At 61.6% G+C, this 16,011-nt stretch carries 21 protein-coding genes; 12 read left to right on the plus strand and 9 right to left on the minus strand.

Annotated elements, in window-relative coordinates; genetic code table 11:
• Positions 1–25: 25 nt before the first annotated feature.
• Both LPB072_RS15040 and LPB072_RS15045 read right to left on the minus strand, forming a co-directional pair.
• Positions 26–1,324, minus strand: coding sequence for a leucine-rich repeat-containing protein kinase family protein (locus tag LPB072_RS15040; protein ID WP_066084313.1), 1,299 nt, complete (start codon positions 1,322–1,324; stop codon positions 26–28).
• Between the two features lie 12 nt (positions 1,325–1,336).
• Entirely contained in the window at positions 1,337–1,861 is a 525-nt protein-coding gene (locus tag LPB072_RS15045) for a hypothetical protein (RefSeq protein ID WP_066084912.1), read from the minus strand.
• Between the two features lie 140 nt (positions 1,862–2,001).
• Here LPB072_RS15045 and LPB072_RS15050 point away from each other — a divergent pair, with 140 nt between their 5' ends.
• The 10 genes from LPB072_RS15050 (at position 2,002) to LPB072_RS15100 (ending at position 8,868) form a co-directional block, all read left to right on the plus strand.
• Positions 2,002–2,478 carry a YeeE/YedE family protein gene (locus LPB072_RS15050; RefSeq protein ID WP_066084311.1) on the plus strand — a complete coding sequence of 159 codons (477 nt, stop codon included), beginning with the start codon at positions 2,002–2,004 and terminating at the stop codon, positions 2,476–2,478.
• Entirely contained in the window at positions 2,475–2,927 is a 453-nt protein-coding gene (locus LPB072_RS15055; protein ID WP_066084309.1) for a DUF6691 family protein, read from the plus strand. The genes LPB072_RS15050 and LPB072_RS15055 overlap by 4 nt, the downstream gene beginning before the upstream one ends.
• A 78-nt stretch (positions 2,928–3,005) precedes the next feature.
• Positions 3,006–3,473, plus strand: coding sequence for a tellurite resistance TerB family protein (locus LPB072_RS15060; protein WP_066084306.1), 468 nt, complete (start codon positions 3,006–3,008; stop codon positions 3,471–3,473).
• A gap of 124 nt (positions 3,474–3,597) precedes the next feature.
• Positions 3,598–4,128, plus strand: a complete 531-nt coding sequence (locus LPB072_RS15065) for an RcnB family protein (protein WP_066084304.1) — start codon at positions 3,598–3,600, stop codon at positions 4,126–4,128.
• Between the two features lie 159 nt (positions 4,129–4,287).
• On the plus strand, positions 4,288–5,241 hold the full coding sequence (locus tag LPB072_RS15070) for an NAD(P)H-dependent flavin oxidoreductase (protein ID WP_066084302.1): 954 nt from the start codon (positions 4,288–4,290) through the stop codon (positions 5,239–5,241).
• Between the two features lie 102 nt (positions 5,242–5,343).
• On the plus strand, positions 5,344–5,934 hold the full coding sequence (locus LPB072_RS15075; protein WP_066084909.1) for a thioredoxin fold domain-containing protein: 591 nt from the start codon (positions 5,344–5,346) through the stop codon (positions 5,932–5,934).
• A 114-nt stretch (positions 5,935–6,048) separates the two neighbouring features.
• The gene (locus LPB072_RS23935) at positions 6,049–6,189 is read left to right on the plus strand and encodes a hypothetical protein (RefSeq protein ID WP_231943264.1); all 141 of its coding nucleotides are present in this window, start codon (positions 6,049–6,051) and stop codon (positions 6,187–6,189) included.
• 25 nt (positions 6,190–6,214) lie between these two features.
• Positions 6,215–6,496, plus strand: coding sequence for a DUF427 domain-containing protein (locus tag LPB072_RS15080; protein WP_066084300.1), 282 nt, complete (start codon positions 6,215–6,217; stop codon positions 6,494–6,496).
• A gap of 1,583 nt (positions 6,497–8,079) precedes the next feature.
• Entirely contained in the window at positions 8,080–8,385 is a 306-nt protein-coding gene (locus LPB072_RS15095) for an RNA recognition motif domain-containing protein (RefSeq protein ID WP_066084291.1), read from the plus strand.
• A 150-nt stretch (positions 8,386–8,535) separates the two neighbouring features.
• Entirely contained in the window at positions 8,536–8,868 is a 333-nt protein-coding gene (locus LPB072_RS15100) for a cupin domain-containing protein (protein ID WP_066084290.1), read from the plus strand.
• Between the two features lie 27 nt (positions 8,869–8,895).
• On the opposite strand, the gene LPB072_RS15105 is transcribed toward LPB072_RS15100, so the two are convergent.
• From LPB072_RS15105 to LPB072_RS15125, 5 genes are all read right to left on the minus strand, one after another.
• The gene (locus LPB072_RS15105) at positions 8,896–10,149 is read right to left on the minus strand and encodes an Hsp70 family protein (protein ID WP_066084286.1); all 1,254 of its coding nucleotides are present in this window, start codon (positions 10,147–10,149) and stop codon (positions 8,896–8,898) included.
• A gap of 195 nt (positions 10,150–10,344) precedes the next feature.
• A complete protein-coding gene (locus LPB072_RS15110) occupies positions 10,345–11,055 on the minus strand; it encodes an NAD(P)H-binding protein (RefSeq protein ID WP_197508835.1) in 711 nt (236 codons plus the stop codon).
• On the minus strand, positions 11,052–11,870 hold the full coding sequence (locus tag LPB072_RS15115) for an SDR family oxidoreductase (protein ID WP_066084283.1): 819 nt from the start codon (positions 11,868–11,870) through the stop codon (positions 11,052–11,054). The genes LPB072_RS15110 and LPB072_RS15115 overlap by 4 nt, the downstream gene beginning before the upstream one ends.
• Positions 11,871–11,954: 84 nt before the next feature.
• Positions 11,955–12,527, minus strand: a complete 573-nt coding sequence (locus LPB072_RS15120; RefSeq protein WP_066084280.1) for a TetR/AcrR family transcriptional regulator — start codon at positions 12,525–12,527, stop codon at positions 11,955–11,957.
• 327 nt (positions 12,528–12,854) lie between these two features.
• Positions 12,855–13,085 carry a hypothetical protein gene (locus LPB072_RS15125; RefSeq protein WP_066084279.1) on the minus strand — a complete coding sequence of 77 codons (231 nt, stop codon included), beginning with the start codon at positions 13,083–13,085 and terminating at the stop codon, positions 12,855–12,857.
• A gap of 267 nt (positions 13,086–13,352) precedes the next feature.
• Here LPB072_RS15125 and LPB072_RS15130 point away from each other — a divergent pair, with 267 nt between their 5' ends.
• Together LPB072_RS15130 and gloA are read left to right on the plus strand one after the other, a co-directional pair.
• The gene (locus LPB072_RS15130) at positions 13,353–13,919 is read left to right on the plus strand and encodes a PaaI family thioesterase (RefSeq protein ID WP_066084276.1); all 567 of its coding nucleotides are present in this window, start codon (positions 13,353–13,355) and stop codon (positions 13,917–13,919) included.
• A gap of 37 nt (positions 13,920–13,956) precedes the next feature.
• Complete coding sequence (gloA, locus tag LPB072_RS15135; RefSeq protein WP_066084273.1) at positions 13,957–14,406, plus strand: lactoylglutathione lyase; 450 nt, start codon at positions 13,957–13,959, stop codon at positions 14,404–14,406.
• Between the two features lie 135 nt (positions 14,407–14,541).
• Here the strand turns inward: gloA and LPB072_RS15140 are convergent, their stop codons facing one another.
• Entirely contained in the window at positions 14,542–15,411 is an 870-nt protein-coding gene (locus tag LPB072_RS15140) for a restriction endonuclease (protein WP_066084269.1), read from the minus strand.
• On the minus strand, positions 15,412–15,978 hold the full coding sequence (locus tag LPB072_RS15145) for a hypothetical protein (RefSeq protein WP_157559332.1): 567 nt from the start codon (positions 15,976–15,978) through the stop codon (positions 15,412–15,414).
• Positions 15,979–16,011: the final 33 nt, after the last annotated feature.

Raw genomic sequence — 16,011 nt, forward strand, 5'->3', positions numbered from 1 at the left:
CCGGCGTGTAGTTGGTGCACAAAACTCAAAGGCTCCACCGGGTGACCAAAGTGGCGAGGTCGGGACGGGCGACAGGGTCGGGCGCCAGGCAGGCATCCGCGGCGGCCTGCAGAGCCCTCACCCCGGGGGTTCCGGCATCGGTCTTCGACACATGGCAAACCAGTTCTTCGAACAAACAACCCAGGGCGCGCACCTCCAGCTGCAACAACGCATGCGCAAGCGCCGGTTGCTCGGCCGGCAACACCGTCGCCGCCCCCATGTCGCTCAACATGGCATCGCCATTGGCCGGATTCCACAGGATATTGTGGGCATAAAAGTCTCCATGCATCACGCCGCGCGCATGCAGGTGCGCCAAACCGGCCACCATCTGCTGCCCGACCCGAAAAGCGGCCTCGGCCGACAATTCAAACCCTGGCGCGTACACATCGCGGGTGCAAGAGTCCATGCTCGGCGGCCCCGCCAAGGCCTTGTGGCTGGGCGGCAGCAGTGGCAACAGCATGCCGCGCACGCCTTGCGGATGCTGCTCCAGCTCGGCCACCGGGGTGCACAGCCCGGGGTGAGGCCCTATGGCCAGTGAGCCGGCGATTTCGTGCTCGGGCAAGCCGTCGCTGGTGACCGTACCCTTGAACAACTTGAGCGCCCGCGCGTCGCCACTGGGCAAAGTCACCCGGTGGATGTGGCCTGAAGCGCCCTCACCCAACAGCTCATTCACCTGCAGTTGAGACCAGGACACGCTCGGCAACGGTGCGGGAGCAGGCGTTTGCCAACCCAAAGGATTGCCTGCCAACGCCAACCAGGCCAAGCGCGGCAAACGGGTGAGCCAGGGTGGCAGGCTTGCAAAGCAGTTGGCCGAAAGGCGCAACAACTCAAGCCGGTGCGCATTGGCCAAGCCGTCCGGCAAGGCCTGAAGCCGGTTTCCGGCCAGCATGAGCTTCTGCAACGCAGGGCGCTCACCCAAGGCATCGGGCAGGCGCTCGATGGCGTTGTCGGTCAGGATCAGCCAGCGCAGCAAGGGCGGCAAGGCTTCTGGACCCACTTCGCGAATGCGTGTGGCCTTAAAACCCACGACCTCCAATGCCGCACAGTCACCCAGTGACTCCGGCAGGCGCGTGAACAGGTTGTTGGAGCCGAACAGGATCTTCAGCTTGTTCAAACGCCCCATGTCATCAGGCAATCCGGTCAACCGGTTGCCACTGAGGTTCAGCACCTCCAGCGTTTCAGCCAGATCAAAAACCTCTTTGGGCAGCTCGGTTAGACCGCAGCTCAGATCCAGTCGTGTGGCACCTGCGAGATCGCCGCGGCGCAGTTGTTCCAGTGTGTTCACGCGGGCAGTTCCTCAGGGCGCGATCGTGATCGAGCGCAAGCTGGTTCGCAAGGCGCTTTCAACCTGGGGAAACGCTTCTTTCGTCGAATTGAAATTGAAAATCAGCATCTGGTCGCCCAAGCCGGTGATGAGCATCATGTTGTGAATGTCTGTGTCAACCGCATTGGATGTCATCTCCATGAACAACCAGCGCTGACCAGCGAGCTCAATGATGTCATTGCTGACCCAACGGATGCCCGGAACCACCCGCTCCATCATGCCGGTGAAGGCTTCCTGAACCTCGCCGAGCTGCGCTTGCGGGATGCGATGGGGTTTGATGTCATAGGCCACGGTCGTGGTCGCGCCCTCGTCGCCAACGACGAACCTGGGGGCCCGCTTGCTGGGCCACTTCAAATCGATGACCGCCTGGGGCACCGGTCCGAAACCCGGTGGGGGCTCAAAACGGGCCCTGGAGTCGGCCACTTGAATCGGTTCGGCCCCAACCTGTCCGGCCAGACCCACACACAACGCCGCGAGCAGCCACTTGAATCGGTTCACCAAAATACCCCTGCGCAGTTTGCATAGAACGGCGCCAAGACCGGCGCCACCATTCCCGAGCCATTTTGCCCGCTGCGGCAAATGGTTCATCAGCGAGGCGTCCGGGCGGGTGACGCCCAGCGCCCGGATAATTCCCCACCATGAACGTACTCTCTCAAACACTTTTCCCTTTTGGCTGGCAACACTACCTGGCTGGCGGCCTGATGATCGGCGCAGGCGTGTCCTTGCTGTTTGTACTCACCGGCCTGGTCGGGGGCATGAGCTCGGTCTTTTCCAGCACCTGGTCTTTTTTCTCACGCCAGCCCTATTTCCAGCAGGCCCGCTTCCTCGACACGCGCCAGTGGCGGCTGGTCTACGCACTCGGACTGGTTCTGGGCGCCGCCGCCTGGTGGCTGATTTTTTCCGATGGCACACCGGGCAACACGCAGGTCCCTGTCTGGGCCCTGCTCGTGGGTGGTTTTCTGGTGGGCTATGGGGCGCGTCTGGGCAACGGATGCACCTCGGGTCATGGCATTTGCGGTTTGGGATCGCTGCAATGGCCCTCGCTGCTCGCGGTGCTGACCTTCATGGCCACGGCCTTTCTCACCGCCAATCTGGTTGCCTGGAGCCTCTCATGAGCACCCCCGCACCACTGACAGCAGTTCGAGCACTCGCCGTGCTCGCCAGCGGCGCCCTGTTCGGCTTTGGCCTGGCGCTGTCCACCATGGTGCAGCCCGAGGTGGTACTGGGATTTTTGCGTTTTAGCGACTACGGGCTGGCCCTGGTGATGGGCGGCGCCGTGGTGGTCACACTGATCGCTTACAAGCTCATACCCCTGAAACTCAAAGCCCCCCTTCTGGGTGGCTACTTTCATTGGCACGTGAGCCACTGGAACCGCGACACGCTGGTTGGCGCGGCGGTATTTGGCATTGGCTGGGGCCTTTGCGGCGTTTGCCCAGGGCCTGCCATCGCCGGCCTGGGCACGGGCAACTGGAGCCTGCTCTGGGCCCTGGGTGGCATCGCACTGGGCGCGGGGGCTCAAGGTTTGCTGGCCAGAGCACCTGCACCGTCTTCGCCAAGCCGATAGCATGTGAATCCACAGCCGAGGGGAACCCTTGATCAAGCCCCGACTCATTCAAAGCCTGAACGTCACAACTCCGCTCCTATGTTGCAAACCCTCAAAACGCTTTTCTCTCACCTCGCCGGCCCAACCGAAGAAGAAAGCTCGGCCGAGGCGATCCACCAATTGCAATTGTCCACAGCCGTGCTGCTCGTCGAAGTCATTCGGGCCGAACCCACCATGGACGCTCCGGAACGCAGTGCCATCGTGCAAGCCCTTGGCAAGCGATTCCAGATGTCCAGCGACGAGCTCTCCGACTTGATTGAAATGGCGCAAGACACCGCCAAAACCGCCTACGACTACCAGCGTTTCACCAGTCTGATGAACGAGCGGTACTCGCAAGCGCAGAAGATAGAGGTGGTCGAATCCATGTGGACGGTCGCCTACGCAGATGCCCATCTGGATGCCAACGAGAACCACGTGATCAGCAAGGTCGCTGGTCTCCTGCATGTGACCCATGGCGAGTACATAGGTGCCAAGATGCGGGCCAAAGAAGCGGCTGCCATCGCCTAACACCCTTGCGCCCCAGGTCGTCACCGGTCGCTACAGAGCTTTGCCCGCCACACATCCCGTGTTTACACCGCAGATACACACACCGGCCAAGATCAAGGCACCCCAACCCTCAAGGAGTTTCTCCATGACCATTCGCATCCTTCTACCGCTCGCCGTCGTCGCTGCTCTGGGTTTGAGCGCCACATCGACCTTTGCCGAAACCAACGACAAGCGTGGGCGGGTGATCATCATCGATCAGGGCAGATCCGATCGCAACGAACACCGGCAAGACCGACGGGAAGACCGCCGCGACGCGCGACGCGATGTGCGCGAACACCGCTCGGACCGCCGCCAGGATCGCCAGGATCGCCGGGAGGGCCTCCGGGACGATCGCCGGAATGATCGCTGGGACAACCGCGATGACCACCGCTGGAGCCATCGCGATGATCGACGCCATCCAGGGGTTCGTTACTACTACAACGCGCGGGGACCCGAATTTTCCCGAGGGCGCCACCTTCCACACGACCTGCGCATTTCGCAATACGTGGTGGTGAATCCGCGCAGCCACCATTTGAGCGCGCCTCCACGCGGCCACCACTGGGTTCAAGTCGGTGGCGACTATGTCTTGGTCGCGATCGCCACCGGCATCATCGCCAACATCATCTTCAACCACTGAGCCTGCCAGGCACACCAGCGTCCCGGCCAGCCTGCCCTTTTGGGGCGGGCTGGCCTTTTTTTTGCGCATGCAGACGTCTGCCGGTAACCCGCGTGACAAGGTTCATCGAGGGCAGCCACAACAATGCCAGCTTTGCCCGACTTCCAGATCAGGAGACCCATGAACGCCGCACTTGTCCCCAACCGTGTTCTCGCCCATACCGGCGCCCGCTATCCCATCATTCAGGCCCCCATGGGCTGGATCGCGCGCACCACCCTGGCCTCTGCGGTCTCCCGTGCCGGCGGGCTCGGCATCATTGAAACCTCCTCGGGGGAAACCGCCAATTGCCAGGCGGAAATCACAAAGATGGCAGCCACTGGCCTGCCGTTTGGCGTCAACCTCCCGATCCGGTTCCTCAAAGACGACGCCATGCTGCGCTTTGTCTGCGAGTCGGGCGTGAAATTCGTCACCACTTCGGCGGGCAGCCCTGCCAAGTTCATCGCCCCGCTCAAGGGCGCTGGCATCACGGTCTACCACGCCGTGCCCACTGTCGAAACCGCGCTCAAATGTGTCGATGCCGGCATTGACGGCCTGGTCGTTGAAGGAGCTGAAGGCGGTGGCTTCAAAAACCCGGAAGAGGTGTCCACCCTGGTGCTGCTGCAAGCCATTCGCCAGCGGGTCAACGTGCCCATGGTTGCGGCGGGTGGCATTGTGGATGGGCGCGGCATGGCGGCCGCTTTCGCCGCAGGCGCCGAGGCGGTCCAGATGGGTACACGGTTTGTGAGCTGCGCAGAGAGCCCGGTTCACGACAACTTCAAGCAGGCCATCGTTCAGGCCGGCGACACGGGCACCTGGGTGCTCAACAAGAAGTCCAGCCCCTGCATCCGTGCGCTCAAGTCCGAGCGCACGGCGGCCATTCACGAGTCGGGCCTGATGCCGCCTGACACCTTCACCGGTATTCAAAAAGTCTACTTCGACGGCGACATGGAAGCCGCGCCTGCGCTGGCCGGGCAGAGCGTGGCGCTGATCCACGGGGTGCGCTCGGCCGCCGACATCATTGAGACCATGGTGAGCGAGTTTTTTGACATCACAGCCGAGCTGGGCCGCATGGGTCGCAACCGCGCGTTTACCTGATTCTCCCCGGGGCATTGCTCAGCGGGCAAAATGGAACCATTCATCGGCTGGCAGCACAAACATTGCCAAGCCCCTTAAATGACCACCGCTGACCCATCCCCCATGAAGACCCGTCTACTTGCTTTCTCACTCTCTGCCTTGTTTGCCCTGACCTTGGGTGCATGTTCGTCAGAGTCCGGCGACCCGGCCTCGACCCCGTCCGTGGCCATTGCGCCAGGCCAGGCCTATGACGCTGTTGCCAAGGACGCCAAGGGGTTCACGGCGGGTGCGTTAATGGGCGCGAACGCCGTCTACGTGTTGTTTGATCCACAGTGCCCGCATTGCAGTCATTTGTGGGAAGCCTCCATGCCGCTGCACAGCAAAGTGAAATTCATCTGGGCGCCCGTCTCCCTGCTGGGTGCGAAAAGCCTGCCCCAGGGCGCAGCCCTGCTGCAAGCAGCCAACCCGGTTGACGCCATGACCGCACACGAAAAATCACTGCTCGGCGGCCAGGGCGGCATGGCCGCTTCGGCCAGTATTCCTGCAGACATCGAGGCCAGCATCAAGGCCAACACCAACCTGCTGGACAGCCTCGGAGCGAGTTCGGTGCCCTACATCGTGGCCAAAAACGCGCGAACCGGGCAGGTCGTGACCCAGGCGGGCTCCATGGACACCCAGGCGCTGGCGGAATTGCTCGGCGTGTCGGCCAACTAAGGCTCAGTGGCGCTGCCTTTTTCGAGGATCGCATGGGCCACCGGCCGCACGCAATCTCGCCGATGAATTAACATCGTGCCACCGTCCGCATACCGCGGCAATTGAGGAGCCATCATGGGCAAAGAACAGCGCAACGAGAAGATGTCAAAGAAACCGAAAAAAGACACATCGGCACCCAAGGGACCGGCCACGTCGGATCGCCCTGTGGCGCCGATGACCGCCGTCGCACCCCGCGGCAAAGAAAAGTACAAGTAACCTCAACAGAGAAAAGGGATTGCCCATGAAAGCCACCTGGAAAGGCACCGTAATCGCCGAAAGTGAAGACACCGTTCTGGTTGAGGGCAATCATTACTTCCCCGAGAGTTCGCTGAACCAGGCCGTGATCACCTTCAGCAACCACCGCACCAGCTGCCCCTGGAAGGGCGAAGCAAGTTATTACTCGCTGCTGGTTGAGGGCGAGCTCAACCCGGATGCCGTCTGGTACTACCCGGATCCAAAGCCCGAAGCTGAAAACATTCGCGGCCATGTTGCCTTCTGGAAGGGCGTCAAGGTCGCAGCCTGACGCGTCAAAGGGGTGCCCCTTTGACGTACCAGTCACTTGCAGCCCTTCTCGGCAACCCGTACTGCCAGCCATGGCAGGTTTGCTTGCCAAGCACGATGGCCATCGCGCTCAGGCTGCCATTTGCGTCTGATAGCGCCTCACTTGAGGGTCAACAGACGCTTCCTCGCCCAAGGCCTGCGCGAGGCCCGGTGTGAGTGGCGCGCACCGGTCCACCGCACCCAGGCCGGCATGGGACATGCGTCAAGATCACGTCGGCCAGATCGGCACTGGACAGTTCAAGAACGCCTCGAGAGGCCCCCAGACCGCTGCGCTGTTCAGCGCTTCGCGCTTCATAATGTGGCGCTGTACCTTGCTTGAGCCGCGGTACCTCTACGGCCACGTCAGCCGGCAACGAAGGGTGTCTTCTCTGTCATCCGGTTTCGACAAGCTGCGTCCGCCCGGGTTGCAGCCATTCTCAAGGCCAATGCGCCCGACCTCCCGGCACATCCGTTGAGCTTGTGCAACCGGGTTTTGAGCTCGCGCGGCCAGGGGTGTCTGCCCCCAAGTCGCCAGACTCGCTGACCCACCGCTGCAACATCGAGAAAACAGTTTGCGGGCGAAGGCTCGGGAGCTGAGGCTTCATTCGGCAAAGCAAGCACAGCCAGGTCATCCGTGTTGGCACCGGCAAGCGAGGCGACCCGTTGCCGGATGGGCAGCACCAGTTGTGCCGCCTCAAAGGGCTTGCTAGGCACTCATGCCCGCAGCTCTGGCCTGGGCCATTTCGCGGCTCAGCATGGAGACGCTCCGGGCGATGATCGGCACGCGCTGCAAGCGCAAGCCGCCCCGAATGTGCCGGCAGACGTCAAACCCGACCAAGCACGGGCCTCTGCAGCTTGAGCCAAGGCACATAAAGCCATCGGGGCTGGCTTGCAGCCTGTCCACCGCATCCTGTGGCGTCACTGCTGCGCCCTCCGGCACCCGGCACCTCCAGTTTGATTTCAGTGTCATCCGCGACCAACACCCGCACACCCTGGAGTCCTTGTTCAACCAGACCCAATGTTCTGTGTCGTCATCAACCCACAAAATGTTGTATCCAAGAGTGCTCCGCCGTTGCTACGTGCCACCAGCGACACGCCTTGCCGAACCCGTTCATATCCCCGAATTGGCGGACAAATCGGATCCGCGGTGGGGCGTTTGCTTCGGCCGAGGGCCATGCAATGGACTGCAATGAAGCGAATACCGCACACCTCAAGCGAGAACCAGTCTATGATCGGAGCATCGATCCAGCCGCTGAACAGCAGGTTGGTGCTCAGTCCCCCTTCCCCCGTGGCGCAATTCGGGCCACCACCAAGTCTTCTGGCCGTTGCGCCCTGCTTCTCCAACATCCCAGAGTCCGCCATGGCAGTGCGGTGTTGGCCACCCCCCATTTTTTCTGAGTTGAAGCCGTTGACCCTCTGGGTTGCCGTCTTGACTCGGCTCCTCGCGCGCAGGCACCGTCCACGCGCAATTACCGATGTCGGGGCTCGTTACAGAGTCCTGCATCCCCGCCTCCCGTAGCCGATTCTTTGAAGCGCGGAAGGCATTTCTCTCTGAAAGGTCCAATCATGGGCAAGAAACTTTACGTCGGCAACCTCTCCTACTCGGTGAACGACAACTCCCTGCAACAAGCATTCTCTGAATTTGGCTCGGTCCAGTCCGCCAAAGTCATGACCGACCGCGACAGCGGCCGCTCCAAAGGTTTCGGCTTTGTCGAAATGTCCAGCGACGCTGAAGCACAAGCTGCTATCGCCGGCATGAACGGCCAGAATTTTGATGGCCGCGACGCTGTCGTGAATGAAGCCCGTCCTATGGAGCCACGCACCGGTGGCGGCGGCGGCGGCTACGGCGGTGGCAACCGCGATCGTTACTAAGCCCTCGGCTCAGTGAATGAAGAACCGGCCTTTTGGGCCGGTTTTTTTTCGCCCCTCCGATACCGCGCCCCCAACGCATCGCCCATGACAGGGACCGGCGAGTGGCGTGCCGGGACTTGATACCGAACATCCCCAGGGGCATACTGGCGCATGGCCTTAGCACACGCACTCTCCGGCGATCCCATCAACGTGCAACCGATGGGTGATCAACTTGCCACCCAGAAGACCTCCGCGGTCTTCAAGTCTGAACAACTGGAGTTGATTCGGCTGGTGCTCATGGCCGGCAAATCGTTTCCACCCCATCAGGTTCCGGGCGAAATCACCATTCAATGCATCGAAGGCGAAATCGATGTCACCGTAGAAGGTGCAAGCAACGTGCTGCGCCCGGGTGAAATGATGTTTCTGGAAGGCGGCGTGCCCCATGGCGTGGTGGCCATCAAGGATTCATCGGCGCTGGTGACCATCGTTTTGTGCAAAGCCTGAGTCTGCAGCCGGGCCACCCTCGAGGCCCTACTTCGAATACGCCAGTCCAGACGCCACTCCACCGAACAAATCACCTTCCACCAGCGCCACGCCAGGGAACGCAGCTTGCAAAGCGCGCTGAAACGGCAGCAAGGCCGATGAGCCGCCGGTGAGGTAGACCGCGCTGAGATCGCTGTCGGTCAGCCCGGCGCGCTGCACGCATTCACGGGCGCAGGCCACCGTGCGCGCCAGTTGGGCGGCCAGATGCTCTTGCATGTCGCCAGGTGCCATGCCTGCACTCAACCCGGCTTCCAGGAACGACAGATCGAGCGACGTGGCCGCATCGTTCACCGAGCAGCGGATTTTGGCTTGCTCCACTTCATAGGCAATGCGGTGTCCTTCGCGCTGGTGCAACACCTTCATCAGCCGCTGGTGCAGCTTCTGATCGCTGTAGTTGGTGCGCAGGTTCTGCGCCTGACTCAGGGCGCGGGGCAGGTATTGCCACTGAATCAGGTGCCAGGTGGACAGGTCCAGAAACACCCGATGCGGCACCTCCCTGCCTTCGGGGCCCAGGTGTCGGTAGCCCAGCAGCGGCATCACCTGACCCAGGCTCAGTTTCTGATCAAAGTCCGTGCCGCCGATGTGCACACCGCTGGTGGCGAGGATGTCGCTGTTGCGGTTGGTCTTTTGCATGTGCTCGGGGCCCAGACGCACAACCGTGAAGTCGGATGTACCGCCACCGATGTCCACCACCAGCACCAGGCTCTCGCGCTGCAAGCGGCGCTCGTAATCCAGCGCGGCCGCGATGGGTTCGAGCTGGAAGCTCACATGCTCAAAACCAACGCGGTAGGCCGCCTCTTCCAGTGAGTTTTGCGCCAGCGCGTCGCGCTCCGGACTGTCGTCCACAAAATGCACCGGCCGCCCCATGACCACACGCGTGGGCTCGTCGCCCAGCTCGATGCTGGCGCGCTCGCGCAACTCGGCCAGAAAGATCGCCACGATGTCGAGAAAGCTCACGGCATGGCCATTGACCTCGGTGGTCTCCAGCAACAACGGGCTGCCCAACAGGCTTTTGAGCGAGCGCATCATGCGTCCTTCGGTGCCGCTGAGGTACTCGCTTACGGCGTCGCGGCCAAAGTGGGTGCACTGGTCTTCGGCGTTGAAAAACACCGCCGTGGGCATGTTGAGGGCATCGCCTTCAAGCGGGATCAGCTGCGCGCTTTCACCGTGGTTGGCCCAGGAAACGGCGGAGTTGGAGGTGCCAAAGTCGATGCCGAGGGTGCCAAGGGTTGAAGGAGTCATGCGAGAAAGGGGAAACAGGCGCGGCGACCGCTGTGTGTGGCGGCCCGGCTGGGGAGAAAAGGCGCGATCAGGCTTGCTCGAAGGCGCAGCCGTTCAAAACAGCGGGCAGAACAAGCAACAGGCGAAGTCGGCGATTCTGCCACTGTGTGGCAGCCTGTGCCCGCCATCGACGGTTTGCTCGACCCTGCTTGGGCTTCAGCGTATCTGGTCTTGGCTCGCCAGGCGCTTGAAACCAGACCATTGCACCGTCTCAACGCCAGTGCCCTCGTTCAAGGCGTTGACCGCCATCGCGCGCCCCAGTTCCTCAACACCTATGCCCCTAAAGCGCTTCAGGCGCCCGCGCAGCAACCCGTCCAGCTTGGGCCAAACAACAAGCGTAAGCGCCTGGCTCCAGCCGTAGCGGTTGGTCGGCGTCAGGATCATGGACGGTTGAAACAGGCTCAATCGCTCGAAACCCAGGGCTTCCAGCGCCTCTTGAAGCTCGCCCTTGGTACGCAGGTAAAAACTGCGCGAGCGGGCATCCACCCCCACCGAACTCAGCAGTTCAAAGTGTTTGACCCCCGCCGCGCGACAAGCATTGGCGAACATCAACACCGCGTCTTTGTCCACCCGCGTGAATTCGGCCTTGCTCATTTGGGAGGGCTGACCCACGCCCAGCGTGCAAATGGCCACCTGCTGGCCCCCAAGGCAATCGGCATAGCTGGATGGATCGTGGATATCGACCTGATGCTGCACCAGACGCGAATGGTCAGGCAGGTCCACAGGCCGCCGGCCCAGCGTGGTCACTTGCACCGCCCTGGCACCATGTACCAGCGAAGCCAACGCCTGCCGCCCCACAGCGCCGGTCGCACCCAACATGACCACCCGCAGGGGTTCTCCTGCAGCGCTGGGGTCCACCTTGCTCACAGGCGGAATTCCTTGACCACCCAGTCGCGGTAGGCCTCGTCGGACATCTGTGCACGGTTCTCCATCATGCGCACAGCGTCTTTGCCCGCCAGGTACCGCAGTTGCGGCTTGCCATCGGTGGCGGCTTCGAAGATGGTTTCGGCGATGGTCGCCGGCTCCGAATAGTCGGAGCCACGCTCTGGATCCATGAACACGCTCATGGCACCTTGCAGCGAAGCGTCGTAGGCAGTCAGACCGTCCTTCTTGGCAAAATCCAGCGATCGGCCTGCGAAATCGGTGCGCACGCCGCCCGGCTCCACCAGCTTCACCTGAACGCCCAAGGGCGCGAGCTCCAGCGCCAGCGATTCCGAGATGCCTTCCAGGCCAAATTTGGTGCCGTGGTACAGCGAGTTGAAAGGCAACGCGAGGCGGCCACCAATCGAAGTCAGGTTGATGATCAAACCGGCCTTTTGCGTGCGGAAATGCGGCAAGCAGGCCTGCATCGTGTAGATCGGGCCGTACACGTTGGTGGCAAACTGGCGTTCGATCTGCGCTGGTGTGGCCGCTTCCAGCGGGCCGGCAAGGCCATAACCCGCGTTGTTGAGCAACACGTCTAGGGAGCCGAACTCGGTCACAGTGGCTTGCACGGCGGCGGCAATGCTGTCGCAGTCGGTCACGTCCAATGGCAACACGCGAACGCGGTCCAGCCGGGCCAGGTCACCCGCGTCTTCGGGCTTGCGCATGGTGGCCACCACGTTCCAGCCAGCGGACTGAAAGCGGGCGGCCGTGGCGCGCCCGATGCCGGTGGAGGCGCCTGTGATCAAAATGGTTTTCATGAGAAGACTTCCTTTCAGATGGGGTTAAGGGTGCTTAACCGAATTTAAATTCGGTTTTCAGGCAAAAAAATGCACGGAACGGGATCAGGCTTTCAAGGCATCCCAGCAGAGCAAAAAAGCGGTTGCTCGGGTCTGCTCATCATCGGGCAACACCCGGGCGGCGATCAAGCGAGCGGCCTCATGGACCGAACCCAGAATGCTGCCGATCAGCAAAGGCAAAGGCACGGCCTTCAACGTTTCATCGCGCTGCCCCGCTTCCAGCAGGGTGTTGTACACACCAGCCAACCGCGCACCCAGCGCACGGTTGTGTTCGCTCATGAACGCCGAACTGGCGTATTGCTCCATGAACACCATCTGCGCCGGGTGCTGCAGGCGAGCATCCAGCATGTTCAGCCAGATGCGGCGCACCCGGGCCTTGAGAGGCATGTCGGTGGCATCGCCTTCCATCAGCAGCGCAAAGGTTTCGGTCTTGGCGCGCTCGTACAAAGCATCGAGCAAGGCCTGTTTGGAGGGGAAGTACACATACAGCGTGCTGGTGGCCAGGCCCGCAGCGCGGGCGATCTCGCCCAGTGTGAGTGCGCGCAAGCCGCGTTCCAGCACACAGGCATAGGCGGCCTGCGCGATGGCTTCGAACTTGAGATCGTCTTTGGGTTTCACAACCGCAGTTTAACCGATTGTTAATTCGCTTAATAAGCCGCGTCTCGCTGACGGCGACAAGAAGGAGCGTCCGTCAGTGCTGGCGCGGGTCGGCAGTTTCCGTGCGGGTTGTCGCTTCAGGCCAGTGCTTTGAGCGGGAGGTGCCGGCTCTGTGGTGAGACCTCGCGTACACACCCCTCGCTGCACTGAGGCTCCAGTCCTGCGAAGCACGACTGGGCCCGCCGCTCACCCCGACTGAAAGTGGCATCGGACAGCAACACATCAAAGGTAGTTCTGGTCAAACCGGGCCACAAGGTTGGCCCGGCTGCCACACAGATCTTGCAGCGTCTAGCCAATTGAGCGCAAACACCAGTCCATGGCCCCAAAGCCATGGCGCTCGGCAGACAGATCCAGGTGGTCGATCTCGACCTGCGAGACACTGATCGCTCTGCCAGCCCGATGACCTCGCGCCCGCTCTTTGGCCAACACCTCATCGCCATTCGCCCGATTGGGCTGCTTGGAGACCAGGTGTCGGGTCACCACCTCGCAGATCTCGTCGGTGAGTCGTTTGATGCGCAACGTGTTTTCACGTGCGCCAGAAGCAGCGCGTCGTGAACGGGCGTGGCAATGAAGTCAACCGCGCCCAGCCCCAGAGCTTTGACTCCAAACGCATGATCTTAATGACCGGTGACAAACACGATCTGCACCTCGCACAACGAAGGGTCTGACTTCATCGCCTCCCAGACCGCAAGACCGCTCAGCGCTGCGTTGGTGACACCCCCGGTCGCCTGATTGCACCTCTGAGGTGTAAGATAATTGCATATACAATCATCAAGGACACCAGACATGCCTCCACAAGACAAGCTTCTTGAGCAATGGCTGGCCGAGGAGGCCCGCGTGCTGGAACAACTGCACGCCGGACCCGGGCCAGGCGTCGCTCGCGCCGACCAAATCGCGGGCAAAACCGGCCTGGAACAAATGCAGGCCATGTTGCGCGGAGACATACCCTACGCCGCCATCGCTGAAACACTGGACTTCCTGGTGATCGGGATCGGAGATGGCGAGGCCACCTTTCAGGGTACGCCAGGCCCGAACCACTTCAACCCCATGGGCTCGGTGCACGGCGGCTGGTTCGCCACCCTGCTCGACTCTGCGCTGGGCTGCGCGGTACACACCAAGATGCCTCCCGGGCGCGGCTACACCACGGCCGAACTGAGCGTCAACATCGTGCGCGCCCTGACGCCCAAGGTGCCTCGCGTGCGGGCCATTGGCCGGGTGATCCACTGCGGGCGCCAACTGGCCACTGCCGAGGCACAGCTCATCGGGCCAGATGGCACGCTCTACGCCCATGCCACCACCACCTGCCTGGTGTTTGAGTTGAAACACCCCCCTTCCAGCGGTGCCACGACATAATTCCCGACTGGCACACACCCTCCAGAAAGACACACACATGCGACTTCTCCACACCATGCTGCGCGTCGGCAATCTCCAGCGCTCCATTGACTTCTATACGAAAGTCCTGGGCATGCAATTGCTGCGCACCTCGGAAAACCCGGAATACAAATACTCGCTGGCCTTCCTGGGTTTCGACGGAGGCAACCCCGGTCAGGCTGAAATCGAGCTGACCCACAACTGGGATACCGAAGCCTATGACATGGGAACCGCCTACGGCCACATCGCTCTGGGCGTTGCCGATGCTTACGCCGCCTGCGACAAGATCAAAGCCGCAGGGGGCAACGTGACCCGCGAGGCGGGCCCCGTCAAAGGCGGCACCACCGTGATTGCCTTTGTGACCGATCCCGACGGCTACAAGATCGAATTAATACAAAGAGAATCAACTACTTACGACGACAGACGCCAGTCGGACGCCAAAAACATCGATCCGCTACGCAGTGCGTAGCAGTTAAGCAACAGAAGCCCGCGCAAGCGGGCGCGCATCCGGTGGTGGAAGACCGCGCAGGACGCTCCACCGCGAATGCGAGCATGCCCGCTCCCAGCTTCGCGAATCCGCAGTCGCATAGCGAGGGACGCCACGTCAACGCGAGAAGAGGTCGCGAATCCTCTCGAATGGAAGGCCGGTTTCCGCTGCACGTCGAACCTTCCGGTCGATCGCGAGGTTGAGCGGCAGTTCTCGGTCAAGCGCGTCGAAGAGATCGAGACCGTCCATGCAGACGACGCGCTTGCCGCGTCCGAAGGCGATCAAGCCGTCTTCGGTAAAGCCGCTGTTGCTGACGAACAGGCCTCGTGCCCACGCGGCCTTCTGCTCCAGCTTTCCTTGGAATGCATGAAGGTCGGCAGCGCTGGTCTTCGCCGATTCCCACTTCGCTTCGAGCAGATAGGTCTCGCCCTGCAAGACGAAGCTGCCGTCGATCTGCTCGCCCTTGTTCCTAAACGGTTCGCGGGCCTCCAACCCATAGAAGTTGAAGGCGTCGCGCAGCCAGACCTCGAACGCATAGCCTCGCGGGTGCGGCTCCATCGAGGAGAGATCAATCAGCCGTTGCTTCAACGCGAGAATCTTCGGCAGGTCGAAGGCGGCCTTGGGCGGCTCGCCAGCGGGAGCCGCATCGGGCTTGCCCTGCATGCGATTCAAAAGCGAGAAGAATCGCCCCTCCGCGTTCGGGACCCACTCCTCGCGCTCGCGATGCTTCCGAATCCCCTCGCGGTAGTCCCACAAGGTCTGCAGCGTCTTGACCGAAGTGGGCACGTCGACCTTGTTCAAGTAGCACCGAAGTCGTTTGGCCTTCGAGGTGCCATGTTCTCGGTAGGTATCGTCGTAGATGTCGACGTTCAGTTCTTCTGCGAAGAACCGGGCCATGCTGTTGTCGGAGAAGTCGAGGACGTAACCGCCGTTCATCTCGAACAAGTCGTCGAGAAACTTTATGTCCAGCGATCGAATATTCGGCATCTAGGCAGCCCCCTTGAGCTTGAAAAGGAATTCGCCCAGCTTTGCCAGAGCGCCGATCGGGGCGATCAGGTTGCCTAGTGCAGACAACGCGGAAACATTGCCTTCGGCGTTCAGGCGCCTGATGGCGTCGCCTACATACAGTTCAAGCTCGGCGGCGACAAGAACGGGGTCTGTGGTCTGCTCGTCGATGCGGTAGATCGAAACGTCCTCGATGTCCTCCCCATGCACGCGAAAGAACACCATGCAGGGCGGCACCGCTTGATCCTCAACCCCCAGCGCCTCCATGAACGTTTTGTTGAAGCTACCCCAGTGGGCTTCGATCGCACGGTCATGCAGATAGAAGAGCGTGATGTCTTTGCCAGTCTTCTCATGCAGAAGCCGGAAGCCTTGGGCGTCACTCAGGGCGCGACGCACGACGCCATTGGTCATGTCGTAGAAGACGAAAGCAAAGGCCCTGGCTCGCCCTTCATGCAGATGTTCTTGGCAGATCGCCTCGAACCTATTGATGAAGGCGGTGTAGCCCATGCCGATCCCACGGTCGCCTTCCTGCATTTGGATTGGGTGCATGTCTTCTCCTTTTGATCGAACGCGCTAGCGCAT

The sequence above is a fragment of the Hydrogenophaga crassostreae genome (assembly GCF_001761385.1).
Lineage (GTDB): Bacteria > Pseudomonadota > Gammaproteobacteria > Burkholderiales > Burkholderiaceae_C > Hydrogenophaga > Hydrogenophaga crassostreae.

Excerpts from the sequence above, each read along its gene's own strand:
- LPB072_RS15050 (WP_066084311.1), top strand. The coding sequence starts at position 2,002 with ATGAACGTACTCTCTCAAACACTTTTCCCTTTTGGCTGGCAACACTAC.
- LPB072_RS15055 (WP_066084309.1), top strand. The coding sequence starts at position 2,475 with ATGAGCACCCCCGCACCACTGACAGCAGTTCGAGCACTCGCCGTGCTC.
- LPB072_RS15060 (WP_066084306.1), top strand. The coding sequence starts at position 3,006 with ATGTTGCAAACCCTCAAAACGCTTTTCTCTCACCTCGCCGGCCCAACC.
- LPB072_RS15065 (WP_066084304.1), top strand. The coding sequence starts at position 3,598 with ATGACCATTCGCATCCTTCTACCGCTCGCCGTCGTCGCTGCTCTGGGT.
- LPB072_RS15070 (WP_066084302.1), top strand. The coding sequence starts at position 4,288 with ATGAACGCCGCACTTGTCCCCAACCGTGTTCTCGCCCATACCGGCGCC.
- LPB072_RS15075 (WP_066084909.1), top strand. The coding sequence starts at position 5,344 with ATGAAGACCCGTCTACTTGCTTTCTCACTCTCTGCCTTGTTTGCCCTG.
- LPB072_RS23935 (WP_231943264.1), top strand. The coding sequence starts at position 6,049 with ATGGGCAAAGAACAGCGCAACGAGAAGATGTCAAAGAAACCGAAAAAA.
- LPB072_RS15080 (WP_066084300.1), top strand. The coding sequence starts at position 6,215 with ATGAAAGCCACCTGGAAAGGCACCGTAATCGCCGAAAGTGAAGACACC.
- LPB072_RS15095 (WP_066084291.1), top strand. The coding sequence starts at position 8,080 with ATGGGCAAGAAACTTTACGTCGGCAACCTCTCCTACTCGGTGAACGAC.
- LPB072_RS15100 (WP_066084290.1), top strand. The coding sequence starts at position 8,536 with ATGGCCTTAGCACACGCACTCTCCGGCGATCCCATCAACGTGCAACCG.
- LPB072_RS15105 (WP_066084286.1), bottom strand. The coding sequence starts at position 10,149 with ATGACTCCTTCAACCCTTGGCACCCTCGGCATCGACTTTGGCACCTCC.
- LPB072_RS15115 (WP_066084283.1), bottom strand. The coding sequence starts at position 11,870 with ATGAAAACCATTTTGATCACAGGCGCCTCCACCGGCATCGGGCGCGCC.
- LPB072_RS15130 (WP_066084276.1), top strand. The coding sequence starts at position 13,353 with ATGCCTCCACAAGACAAGCTTCTTGAGCAATGGCTGGCCGAGGAGGCC.
- gloA (WP_066084273.1), top strand. The coding sequence starts at position 13,957 with ATGCGACTTCTCCACACCATGCTGCGCGTCGGCAATCTCCAGCGCTCC.
- LPB072_RS15140 (WP_066084269.1), bottom strand. The coding sequence starts at position 15,411 with ATGCCGAATATTCGATCGCTGGACATAAAGTTTCTCGACGACTTGTTC.
- LPB072_RS15145 (WP_157559332.1), bottom strand. The coding sequence starts at position 15,978 with ATGCACCCAATCCAAATGCAGGAAGGCGACCGTGGGATCGGCATGGGC.